Source organism: Thermococcus sp. (genome assembly GCF_027063845.1).
Lineage (GTDB): Archaea > Methanobacteriota_B > Thermococci > Thermococcales > Thermococcaceae > Thermococcus.
Genome location: NZ_JAMOQU010000017.1, coordinates 1 through 11005 on the forward strand (window position 1 = coordinate 1; position 11005 = coordinate 11005).

12 protein-coding genes are annotated in these 11005 nt (G+C 53.5%); 11 read left to right on the forward strand and 1 reads right to left on the reverse strand.

Features of this window, described 5'->3' with window-relative positions; genetic code table 11:
* From MVO87_RS01095 to MVO87_RS01140, 10 genes are all read left to right on the forward strand, one after another.
* The coding region (locus tag MVO87_RS01095) for a saccharopine dehydrogenase family protein (protein ID WP_297551918.1) at positions 1–833 on the forward strand (833 nt) is incomplete at its 5' end.
* Positions 811–1473, forward strand: a complete 663-nt coding sequence (locus MVO87_RS01100; RefSeq protein ID WP_297516657.1) for a 16S rRNA methyltransferase — start codon at positions 811–813, stop codon at positions 1471–1473. The genes MVO87_RS01095 and MVO87_RS01100, both read left to right, overlap by 23 nt.
* 97 nt (positions 1474–1570) lie before the next feature.
* Positions 1571–2950: a sodium-dependent transporter gene (locus MVO87_RS01105; protein ID WP_297551920.1), complete on the forward strand. Its 1380-nt coding sequence runs from the start codon at positions 1571–1573 to the stop codon at positions 2948–2950.
* A gap of 69 nt (positions 2951–3019) precedes the next feature.
* Positions 3020–3430, forward strand: coding sequence for a translation initiation factor IF-5A (locus MVO87_RS01110; protein ID WP_042689148.1), 411 nt, complete (start codon positions 3020–3022; stop codon positions 3428–3430).
* Positions 3431–3518: 88 nt separating this feature from the next.
* Entirely contained in the window at positions 3519–4064 is a 546-nt protein-coding gene (locus tag MVO87_RS01115; protein WP_297551922.1) for an adenine nucleotide alpha hydrolase family protein, read from the forward strand.
* Positions 4065–4075: 11 nt separating this feature from the next.
* Positions 4076–5356 carry an ArsB/NhaD family transporter gene (locus MVO87_RS01120; RefSeq protein WP_297515073.1) on the forward strand — a complete coding sequence of 427 codons (1281 nt, stop codon included), beginning with the start codon at positions 4076–4078 and terminating at the stop codon, positions 5354–5356.
* A 9-nt stretch (positions 5357–5365) separates the two neighbouring features.
* Entirely contained in the window at positions 5366–5815 is a 450-nt protein-coding gene (locus tag MVO87_RS01125; RefSeq protein WP_297515071.1) for a universal stress protein, read from the forward strand.
* Between the two features lie 39 nt (positions 5816–5854).
* Positions 5855–6712, forward strand: a complete 858-nt coding sequence (gene speB / locus MVO87_RS01130; RefSeq protein WP_297515069.1) for an agmatinase — start codon at positions 5855–5857, stop codon at positions 6710–6712.
* Between the two features lie 183 nt (positions 6713–6895).
* Positions 6896–7390, forward strand: coding sequence for a CBS domain-containing protein (locus tag MVO87_RS01135; RefSeq protein WP_297515067.1), 495 nt, complete (start codon positions 6896–6898; stop codon positions 7388–7390).
* On the forward strand, positions 7378–8697 hold the full coding sequence (locus MVO87_RS01140; protein WP_297515064.1) for a cation:proton antiporter: 1320 nt from the start codon (positions 7378–7380) through the stop codon (positions 8695–8697). The genes MVO87_RS01135 and MVO87_RS01140 overlap by 13 nt, the downstream gene beginning before the upstream one ends.
* A 12-nt stretch (positions 8698–8709) precedes the next feature.
* On the opposite strand, the gene MVO87_RS01145 is transcribed toward MVO87_RS01140, so the two are convergent.
* Positions 8710–9180: a hypothetical protein gene (locus MVO87_RS01145; RefSeq protein ID WP_015858052.1), complete on the reverse strand. Its 471-nt coding sequence runs from the start codon at positions 9178–9180 to the stop codon at positions 8710–8712.
* A 74-nt stretch (positions 9181–9254) separates the two neighbouring features.
* On the opposite strand from MVO87_RS01145, the gene MVO87_RS01150 reads away from it, so the two are divergent.
* On the forward strand, positions 9255–10976 hold the full coding sequence (locus tag MVO87_RS01150) for a chloride channel protein (protein ID WP_297551924.1): 1722 nt from the start codon (positions 9255–9257) through the stop codon (positions 10974–10976).
* Positions 10977–11005 lie beyond the last annotated feature (29 nt).

Genomic DNA, 11005 nt, shown 5'->3' on the forward strand with positions numbered 1-11005 from the left:
CGATAAAGGCCGGCGTTGACATGGTGGACGTCTCCTTTATGCCCGAAAACCCCCTCGAGCTCCGCGAGGAAGCTGAAAACGCCCAGGTTACGGTGATATTTGATGCGGGCTTTGCCCCGGGACTGAGCCACATCCTCATGGGCAGAATCTGGAACGAGCTCGATGACATGAGCGAGGGCCACATCTACGTTGGTGGCCTTCCGAAGGAGCCTAAGCCGCCGCTTTATTACAGAATTACATGGTCACCTAAGGATTTAATTGAAGAGTACACCCGGCCGGCGCGGGTTATACGGGACGGCGAGGTTAAGGGGATAGACCCTCTCTCCGAAATTAAGACTGTGGAAATAGAGGGTTTCACCTTCGAGGCCTTCCCGAGCGACGGGTTGAGAAGCCTGCTCGAAAGCGTGAGGGTTGACAAACTTGAGGAGTGGACGCTCCGCTGGCCGGGGCACCTTGAGAAGATGAAAGTTTTAAGGGAGCTCGGGTTCTTCAAGGAGGAACACGTTGACAAGACGCTCGAGGTCATAACCCCGCTGATGACCTATGATAGTCCAGACTTCTCGATTATGAAAGTTATCGGAAGCGAGCCCGGAAGGACGATAAGCTACACCCTCTACGATGAGGAGAGGGAATTCACCTCGATGGCGCGCGTAACGGGTTACACCGCCTCCGCTATAGCGAGGCTTGTAGCCGAAGGAAGCTGCATCTTCGGCGTCATTCCGCCCGAGATTCTCGGTATGCGCATAGACACCTTCAGGAGAATCCTCGACGACCTTGAGGAGAGGGGAATAAGGCCGAGGAGGGATGAGAATGCTTCATCTGGTGATAGCTGATTCGGAGCTTGAGGTTGTGCCAAAATCGATAGCTGACCATCCAGCCGTTGTGAACTATGCGAGGAGGAGGGGCAAGAAGCCTGGGGAAGTGATACTTGAGGGCAGTTATCATCACGCGGCGCTCAGGAAGCTCGAAGACGGCGAGAGAAGGGGAAGGCCGGACATAGTGCACATATGCCTCCTCAACGCCCTGGAGAGCATAGCCAACAAGGAGGGGAAGCTAAGGGTTTACGTGCATACGAGGAACGACGAGGTGATATACATAAAGCCAGAGACGAGGCTTCCAAGGAACTACAACCGCTTCCTGGGCTTAATGGAGAGCCTCTTCAAGAACGGGGTCGTTCCAAAGGATTTAGCTCTACTCCGCATCGAGAAGAAAACGCTGGGTGAGCTCGTGGAAGAAATTGGTCCCGATGGGGTCTTTGTGATGCACGAGGATGGAGAGCTAATGAAGCCGAGGGACTTTGGCGAGGTTTTAGCGGGGCTGGAGAACCCGCTCGTAATCGTTGGCGGCTTCCCGCACGGGGACTTCAGGAGCTCCGTTGAGGGAAAAAGGGTTAGCCTTTATCGTGAGCCCTTAATGGCGTGGACCATCGTCAACGAGGTGCTGGTCAATTTTGAAGCGTTCCTGAACTTTTGAACTTATTTCTCTCCTTCTCCGCGTTCCCTATGCACAATGTTTTTATACAATCTATTACATCATGCTTTGAACGTTCTAAAATATGGGGGTGCTTACAATGAGGAAGGTAAACGTGATGATGGCCCTGCTTATTACGGGCTATATTCTCGGTGTGTGGAGCTTTCTAGTGGTTCCAAAGTACTATATGGTCTTTGGTCTCAAGGGATTCCTGATTTCTCTGGTTCCGGCTGTCGTTGCGCTGTTCCTGGCATACAATGAGGCTCAAAGCACTAAGAAGACAAGGTACCTCATCTATGAGCTCCTCTTCAAAGTTGCGAGGGTTCCTGCTGTTGTATTCACGCTACTGATGTTCCTGCTTGTAATCCTTGGTGTCACTGCTTATGCCTCAGGCTGGGGTCTTGTGTATCTCTTTGGGGGCAACACCGAGTACACGGTTCCCCTGGCCGTTCTAACAATACTCCTCGCGGCACTTCTCCTCATGCTTGCCAAGGGCAGAACCCTTGAGTTCATATCTGGAATATCAGTCCTCATGATTCTGTTCACCATTGTTTCAACACTCCTCATCAGGAGCAAGGCCATGAGCGTCGTCACATCCGAGCAGGCGAAGTATTACATGAATCAGGCCGTTTCGAGCATAACCTCCTTCAGCCAGCCACTCACCTTTGAGGGCGTCATTATGCTTCTTGCTTCAGTTATTGTCGCCTTCGGTCTCGGTGCTGGAGTTTACTACGTTCTCGGTAGTTTTGCTCCAGAAGAGCTTGATTTCAGGCGCGTTCTAATAGGCGTGTTCTTCCTTCAGATAGTCCTCAGCTTTGCCGTCGCTTACACAATGGCGTACTCCCTCGGTCCCGCGTTCCAGGCCTTTGAGAAGAGCGTTCACAATCCAAACCTGAGCGTGAAGGAGACGTACAGGCTCTACTCCCAGTTCAGAGCCCTCCAGGCCTACGCCACCAACAGCACAGCTCCACTTCCGCAGTCAATTAGGGTGTTCTACTTCATCCCGCAGATTATCAAGGGCAACGTTCCAGGTGCAGGCGCCATAACGCTCTTGCTCATCCTGTCGTTCTATTTCGCGGGTCTTACTACAATAATAGTCCTCCTTGAGATGGGAACCCAGATGCTCTCTGAGGTTACCCAGCTCGGCAGAACAAAGGGACTCGCTGGCGTTTCAATAGTGGGCATATTGATTTCAATAGTCATGGCACTGGGCTCTGTCAAGACCATGTTCTTCGCAGTTCCCTTCAGCGTTGGTGCGATAATAGCGCTGATTGAAGCATATCCCGTGCTGAAGTCGGACCTGTCCTCTAAGAAAGGAATTGTTTTGATTTCAATGGCTTTTCTGGCGTTTGTAGGCATCTTTGCACTCTACTACGCATTCAAGAGTTCAAGCGATGCCGTTAAGCTCGGCGCGGTGCTCGGACTCGTCCTCCTGGTGCCCCTCCTGATGAACGGAGTGCTCCTGAAGAGCCGCCGCTGAGCTTTTTTCAAAAATTTTTTAAACGTCTTCCCGAACTCAAACCAGAACGCTTAACGGGAGGTATGTGAGATGGGAGACAAGACCAAGGTTCAGGTCAGCAAGCTCAAGCCCGGAAGGTACATAATTATCGACGGCGAGCCCTGCAGGATTGTGAACATAACCGTTTCTTCCCCAGGAAAGCACGGTTCAGCCAAGGCCAGGATTGAGGCCGTTGGAATCTTCGACGGCAAGGTCAGGAGTATCGTCAAGCCGACCAGCGCTGAAGTTGACGTCCCGATTATCGACAAGCGCGTCGGCCAGGTCATCGCGATAACCCCTGACACCGTCCAGATTATGGACATGGAGACCTACGAGCTCTACGACGTTCCCTTCGAGGGCGGCGTCGAGGACGAGGTCAAGGACCAGCTCAAAGAGGGAATCACCGTCGAGTACTGGGAGACCCTCGGCAGGATTCAGATTAAGAAGGTCAGGGGCGAGTGAGCTGGTTTTATCTTCGCCCTGTTCTGGTTATTTTATTAAACAAAATCCATATAAACGGCTTTTCTCCTGAGAGCAAGCGGGGGTAGGAATGCCAGACATTAGAAAGCTGATACTTAGGAAGTTCAACTACATCGCGGGCTCAAGGTACGAGGAGATACTGAAAGAGTACAGGGAGTTCTTTTTGAGCGAGGAAGAAATGGAGATTCCGGTTATTTCGTCTATCCTCGTGGCCTTCGACAGGTTTTCAGGAAGACCCTCCGACGAGTTTTATGATGTTATAACTTCCTACCCTGGAGCCATTATTCGGGTCGTCTACCTGATTGACGGTGGGCTCTTTGAGGTTATCAGGGAGACCCTTGGGGAGAGCGTTGCCAGGGAATTTCAGCAAAAGGAAACGAGTTTTGGGAAGGACTTTCTTAAGGAGGTTTCTAAGCGGTTTTCAGAACTCGGGCTGGATTTTACTGCCGAAATTATCTTCGGGGACAAGGCGTCATTTGTTGAAGAGGCCATGAGGGAGTACGACCTTCTCGTCATTTCAAAGCACTTTGGGTCCGAGGGCCTCAAGACATACAACATCACTCCCCTCGTCTTCAAAATCATCCAGCGGGTTGAGAAGCCTGTGATAGTCTATTAGGGGGCGGTAGAATGAACACTCCAGAAATCATAGCCCTGTCGGTGTTTCTCGGAACCTACGCTTTCATAATAACCGAAAAAATCCACCGAACAGTGGCGGCAATGGTCGGTGCTTCCGTTATACTGCTCACCAACATAGTTCCCTGGGAGAAGGTTCCCGAGTACCTCGACCTCGACACGATACTGCTCCTCGCTGGCATGATGGTCGTTGTGAACATTGCAAGGGAAAGCGGGCTCTTCGAGTATATAGCCATAAAAACCGCCAAGTTCTCGAAAGGGAAGCCCATGCGCGTTCTCCTGCTGTTCTCGGTTGTTACCGCCGTTGTAAGCGCGTTTCTCGACAACGTTACCACAGTCCTGCTCCTCACCCCAATGCTGATATACATAACGAAGAAAATGAACGTCAATCCCGTCCCATTCCTTCTCTCGGAGGTCTTCGCTTCCAACATCGGTGGAACGGCAACTCTCATCGGAGACCCGCCGAACATAATGATAGGCTCCGCCGCTGGCTTGAGCTTCAACGAGTTCATACTCAACATGGGACCGATTGCCCTCATTGACCTCTTCGTGACCATAGGAATAATCTACCTCGCCTACAGGGGGGCAATAAAGGTCAGCTCCGCGAGGGAAAGGGAGCTCTCCCGTTTGATAATGAACATGAGGGAAAAAGAGGCCATTAAGGACAGAAAGCTCTTCAGGAAGTCCCTAACCGTCATCGGCCTCGTGGTAGTCGGCTTTTTCCTCCACGACAGGCTCGGCGTTGAGCCAGCTGTGATAGCCCTCACTGGGGCCTCATTGCTCCTGCTCTGGAGCGGGGCCTCGCCAGAGTATGCCCTTGAGAAGGTAGAGTGGGCGACGCTCTTCTTCTTTGGTGGGCTCTTCATCCTCGTTGGTGCCCTCGTCGAGACGGGGGTAATAGCCCAGATTGCAAACTGGATGATGAACCACATTCACTCCGAGAGCGAGGCGATATTCCTAATCTCGTGGTTCTCGGCCTTTGCGAGCGCAGTGGTTGACAACATACCCTTCACCGCGACGATGATTCCCCTGATAAAGGCGATGGGAACAACCCTCAACACGTATCCCCTGTGGTGGGCTCTCTCCCTCGGCGCCTGTCTCGGTGGAAACGGGACTGCCATCGGTGCGAGCGCCAACGTAGTGGTCATCGGTATAGCGCACAGGGAGGGAATCGAGATAACCTTCGGGGACTTCCTCAAGGTGGGTATGGTCGTTATGATTAGCACGGTTGCCCTTGGAAGTGTGATTGTATGGTTGAGGTACGTGGTACTGTGAGGTGATAGTATGAGGATACTCGTGCTCGTTGACGGCTCGAAGTGGAGCCAGAAGGCCGCTCTGCACGCATTTGCAATAGCGAGGAGCAAGAGGGCGAAGGTGATACTATTCTCAGTCCTCGACAGAAGGGAGGCCAGGACGATAGCATTCCACGCCAGTGTCAGGAGCGGAAAGCTGGAGGACATCAAACAGTTCGAAGAGACCCTGTGGGAGGAGAACAAGAGGAGCATAAAGGAGCTGTTAACGACGCTCCTTGAAATAGGCCAGAATGAGGGCATCAACTGCGCCTTTAAAATCGTCGAGGGGCCAGCCAAGGACAGAATCCTTGAGGAGGCGAACTCAGGAAAATACTCCCTCGTCGTTATGGGCGCCTACGGGAAGAGCGGAAAGACGAGGATAGGTTCCCTCCTTGAAGAGGTCGTCGGCAACATCAAACCGCCCGTGATGATTGTGAGGTAGCTTTAAAACCCCTTCCTCCATCTCGGGCGAGGTGGTGGTATGGAGTTCCTCTACACCTACGAGACCCTCAAGCTCGAGTTCCCGCTAACTGAGCCTGAGAATGCGAGATACGTCATCCTTGGGGTTCCCTTCGACGGGACGACGAGCTACAAAGCTGGAGCGCGCTTCGGGCCGACGCTCATCAGGCAGGCAACGCTGAACCTTGAGAGCTACATACTGGACTACGGCGTTGACATAGCTGAACTCCCGATAGCGGACATCGGCGATGTGGCTGTCGTAGCTGGCGACCCGAGGAAAACCGCTGACAGAGTCAGGGAGACGATTAAAGAGCTCAAACAGGTGAACCCGAACGCGATACCGATACTTCTCGGCGGAGAGCACTCCCAGACGCTTGGAGCGGTTGAAGCTTTAAGACCCAAAAGCTACGTCGTCTTCGATGCCCACCTCGACCTTAGGGATAGCTATGAGGACAACCCCTACAACCACGCCTGCGTTGCGAGAAGGATAGCGGAGCTGGGCGTTAGGGAGGCAATGTTCGGAATCAGGAGCGGGACGAGGGAGGAAGTCGAGTTTGCCGAAAAAAACGGAATCCGCTGGGTTCACGCGAGGAACTACGACTTCGATTCTTTTGTCGAGCTCGTTGAGCCCCTTCCAGAGCCTGTTTACCTCTCGGTGGACATAGACGTCTTTGACCTGTCGCTCGTCCCGACGACGGGAACGCCCGAAGCAGGCGGTCTGGGCTTCTGGGAAGTTATAAAGACTATAGAGTGGCTGGTTGAGAACAAGAGAATAGCTGGCTTCGACATCATGGAGGTAGCAGGAGAAACGCTTGGCAACCCGACGGCGCTAACGGCGGCAAAGTTGCTGTTCTACTTCATCGGGGCACTTTCCAAGTAAATTTTTCATTTCCTTCGGAATCTTCACCCTTGAATAATCCTCGCCGATAAAAACTTCTGGAGGGCCAATACGAATTCCTGGGAATCATTGGGCTGGTACAATGTCCTAAAAGCGTTTCCAATGCACATTTTTCCCCACGAAGCCTTAAATATCCTTCTTCTCATTTTTAGGCGGTGGTGGTAGATGGAGCTCGAAAATGCACTCGAAACCTTTCACTCCATGAAGGTCAGGTCAATAATGCCCCGTCCAGAGACCCTGCCCGTTGTGGAACGGGACGCCGAGATTATCAACGTGCTGAAGCTCCTCAGGACAAGGCACCACGTCTGGGTGGTTGAAAACAGGGAAACCATGAGGCTTTTCGGTGTAATCAGGTACCTCGACGTCATAGACGTTCTCCTTCCCCCGAAGAGCTACAAGTTTAAGCTTGGCACAACGAGCAGGACAATGAAGTCCCTCCTCGGTGGGGCGACGAGGGCTGAGGACATGGCCGAAAAAAACCCCCTCACCATAGAACAGGACGCGACTGTTCTCGATGCCCTAATGAAGATGAGAAAGTATCGCGTTCAGGTTCTTGCCGTCGTTGAGGACGGACGCCTTGTTGGCGAGGTCAGTCTGAGGATACTCATAGATGAACTCCTTAGACTGCTAAGGGTGGGTGGTGCCCAATGGAAGCAGTGACGTGGTTGCTCTTCACAATCGGTATCGCGCTGATTCTCGCAAAGATTGGAGACGCCATTATAGAGCGCTTTGAGTTCCCAGGAGTCCTTGGAGAGCTCATTATGGGTATGGTTCTCGGCAACCTCGTTTATTTCGGTCTCGTTTCTCCCCACTACCTCCCCATAGTGAGCGGTCAGGGCTTTACGACGACAGCCACTGAGATATCAGAGTTCCTCGCCAAGCTGGGCATAATCTTCCTGCTCTTTCTCGGCGCCCTCGATACTGACATAGAAAAGCTCAAGAAGACGGGGTTAACTGCGACGGTTTCAACGGTTCTGGGCGTTTTTGTTCCATTGGTTCTCGGATGGTTTGTCCTTATGAAGATGGGCTACCCGAGCAGGGAGGCCTTCGCTGGGGGCGTTCTCCTTACGGCAACGAGCATAGGTCTAACCGTCCGCGTCATGATGGACCTTGGAGTCCTCAAGAGCGAGGTTGGCGCCGCCTCCCTCAGCGCGAGCGTCATGGACGATTTCCTCGGCATAGCCCTCGTTATATTTGCCGTTGGTTCTGGCAGTCTAATTGAACTTTCGGCCAAGATAGTTCTGTTCTTCATCATAACTGGTGTAATCTGGTGGTATCTCGTTGATTACTACATTAAATTCGCCGAGAAACTGCACGTCGAAAAGGGAGTCCTCGGGATGGCCCTTGGGATGATGTTTGTATTCGCGGCTTTAGCTGAGGGCTGGTTTGCCGCGGCCATTGAGGGCGCTTTCATGATGGGTCTCGTGCTTTCAAAGCTCCCTGAAGGGAAGCGCCTCATGGACGACGTCAGGGCAATCGGCTACGGCCTTCTCATACCGTTCTTCTTCGTCCACACGGGCGCAATGCTGAACCTCACAGTCTTCAAGAACGCCAACGCCCTCGTCCTCGCGGCAGTCCTCACCACGATAGCCGTCGTTGGAAAGGTCTTAGGCAGGGGCTTCGGTGCGTGGATAACCGCCTGGGGCCGCGGAAGGGACTTTCTGTTCACGAAGGAGAACTTCTGGATGTCCCTTCAGATGGGAATCGGTTCCATTCCGAGAACCGAGGTTGCGCTCGTTGACCTTATGGTGGCCATACACGGGGGTGCGATTCCCCCCGAGGATGCGCCCGAGTTCATAGCGGCGACGCTGATATTCATAACGGTGTCCGTGTTGATTACACCACCGCTCCTGAAATGGGCCTTCAGAAGGGAAATAGAGGAGGCGAGGGCAACGAAAGTCGCGAGGAAGGTCGAGCGCATCCAGGAAACCAAGGAGAAGATAAAGGAGCTCAAGGGCTCCCAGTGAGTTCTCTATTTTTCATCCAAAGAAAGCGCCCATCATGTCCATCTGCTCGTCGCTCATGGACTTTACTTTGAACTCGGGCATCTCCCCTTTGAGCTTCTCGTAGTCTTCCTTCGTTATCTCCCTCGCCTCACCGTCCTCGACGAGGTAAAAGATGCCGTAGTCAGGGTCACGGTAGGCAACGAGGAACTTCTCCACCTCGATGTCGTCGAAGTTCACGAAGATGACGTTTCCACCCGTGTAGGGCCTCCTGCACTTGAAGGGAAAGCTGGAGGAGTTGAGCATGGCATCGCCCAGGGCCTGGTTGGCCCTCTCCCCGTTTATCTCGGTCCAGAAGGGTCTTCCCTCGAAGTCGCCCTCAACGACGATGAGGAACCTCTGGCCGTCGAGCTCGACTATCGGGGCGCCCTTCTCCTGAAGTATCTTGAAGAGCTCGCCGATTGTCTCGGCGTTTCTGAGCGAAGCAACGAATCCCTCAACCTTCATAGTTTTCACCGTTAGAGGTTCTGGAAGGGGGTATAAAAGCTTAAGCTTTTTATTTGAGACGCTAAATTCATTTGATGACCTCTGGAAACGGAGCGTACCTCAGAAAATGGGGCATTGTAATGGCCTTTTCCATACTGGCGGGCGTAGTTGGCGGTCTGGGGGCCGTTGTGTTCAGGCTCATGATACGCTTCACTCATAAGTTTTTCTTCGGAATGCTCCTCCCGCGCCTCTCTTTTACCCTCTATCATCTGAATCTCGGCTACGTTCTTCTGCCAGCAATCGGCGGGCTCTTCGTGGCCCTGCTTGTGGTTCGCTTTCCCGATATCAAGGGAAACGGAATCCCCGAGGTCATCGAGGCGGTAATCTTCAAAGGTGGAAGAATCAGCGGTGTCTTTGCGATAGCAAAGATAGTGGCGACTTCAATAACCATAGGCTCGGGCGGTAGCGTCGGCAGGGAAGGCCCAATCGGCTTCATCGGGGCCGCTTTGACCTCGGCCTTAGCGAGATGGTTTGGTCTTTCCAGGGAGATGCGCAAGCTCCTCGTAACCTGCGGTCTTGCCGCTGGAATCGCGGGAACCTTCAACACGCCCCTCGCGGGGGCCATGTTTGCCCTCGAGGTCGTTTACATGGGTGCTTTCTCAATAAACCTCGTTCCCATATTCATAGCCTCCGTGACGGGGAACGCCGTCACACTCGCCGTCCTCAGGAGGGCTTTTGAGGTTGAGATTCCAGGAGGAATGGGGCACACTCTACCAGAGCTTCCGTTTTTCTTCGTTCTGGGGTTGCTCCTCGGCGCCCTGGCGGCCCTCTACGTTCGCGTTATCTATGCCTTCATCGAGGGTTTCGAGCGCCTTCCAGTCCCCGAAGTCTTTAAACCTGTTCTTGGCGGTCTGGGCGTGGGTCTCCTCGGCGCTTTCTTCCCGAACTACGGCATCTTTGGCGTTGGTTACGAGGGCATGAACTTGGCCTTCTACGGGAAGCTGGCGGTATGGTTGCTCCTAACCCTGGGCGTCTTGAAGATGCTGGCCACGGCCCTAACCATCGGCTCGGGTCACAGCGGTGGTGTCTTCGCGCCGAGTCTATACATAGGCACCATGTTCGGTTCCGCCTTCGGAATGGTCGTCGCCAAGCTGTTTCCCTCCCTTGGAGCAATGCCGACGGTGTACGCGCTGGCTGGGATGGCGGCGTTCTTCAGCGGGATGACACAGGCGCCGATAACCCAGATTCTGATGGTGACCGAGCTGACGAGGAGCTACGCGATTCTTCCAGCTGTTATGACCTCGGCAACGATGGGTTTTCTCACCGCGAGGTTCTTCCTGAAGGGCGAGTCCGTGTACACACTAAAGCTCGTCAGGAAGGGCTACCGCGTCAGGACGGGGAAACCAGTGATCTTAGAGACGATATCCGTCGGGGAGATAATGACGAGGGAGCCAGTCTACGTTACGGCGGATATGACGCTCTTCGACGTTGAGCACCTCATAAGCGAGACTGGCCACGACTGCTTCCCCGTTGTGGACAACGAGGGCAGGGTCATCGGAATAATCGGGGTCAGGGACATACTGAAGAAGCCATCGTCGCTGAAGAGAATGAGGGTGAGGCGATTCCTCCGCAGGGCGTACGGTGTCACGTATCCAACTGAAACCGCCGAGGCGGCACTTGAAAAGCTGATGGCCTACGACCAGAACCTCCTCCCCGTCGTCAGGGGACCGAACGACAGAAGGCTCATCGGCGTCGTGACCAAAAAGGACATATACACCGCATACTACCGCGGACTGGAGGGGATGTACATAGACTGAGGTGGTTTCATGCTCGTTGACGCTGACCT

Coding starts and splice junctions, on each gene's coding strand:
- MVO87_RS01135 (WP_297515067.1), top strand. CDS start 6,896: ATGGAGCTCGAAAATGCACTCGAAACCTTTCACTCCATGAAGGTCAGG.
- speB (WP_297515069.1), top strand. CDS start 5,855: ATGGAGTTCCTCTACACCTACGAGACCCTCAAGCTCGAGTTCCCGCTA.
- MVO87_RS01140 (WP_297515064.1), top strand. CDS start 7,378: ATGGAAGCAGTGACGTGGTTGCTCTTCACAATCGGTATCGCGCTGATT.
- MVO87_RS01150 (WP_297551924.1), top strand. CDS start 9,255: ATGACCTCTGGAAACGGAGCGTACCTCAGAAAATGGGGCATTGTAATG.
- MVO87_RS01115 (WP_297551922.1), top strand. CDS start 3,519: ATGCCAGACATTAGAAAGCTGATACTTAGGAAGTTCAACTACATCGCG.
- MVO87_RS01120 (WP_297515073.1), top strand. CDS start 4,076: ATGAACACTCCAGAAATCATAGCCCTGTCGGTGTTTCTCGGAACCTAC.
- MVO87_RS01105 (WP_297551920.1), top strand. CDS start 1,571: ATGAGGAAGGTAAACGTGATGATGGCCCTGCTTATTACGGGCTATATT.
- MVO87_RS01125 (WP_297515071.1), top strand. CDS start 5,366: ATGAGGATACTCGTGCTCGTTGACGGCTCGAAGTGGAGCCAGAAGGCC.
- MVO87_RS01100 (WP_297516657.1), top strand. CDS start 811: ATGCTTCATCTGGTGATAGCTGATTCGGAGCTTGAGGTTGTGCCAAAA.
- MVO87_RS01145 (WP_015858052.1), bottom strand. CDS start 9,180: ATGAAGGTTGAGGGATTCGTTGCTTCGCTCAGAAACGCCGAGACAATC.
- MVO87_RS01110 (WP_042689148.1), top strand. CDS start 3,020: ATGGGAGACAAGACCAAGGTTCAGGTCAGCAAGCTCAAGCCCGGAAGG.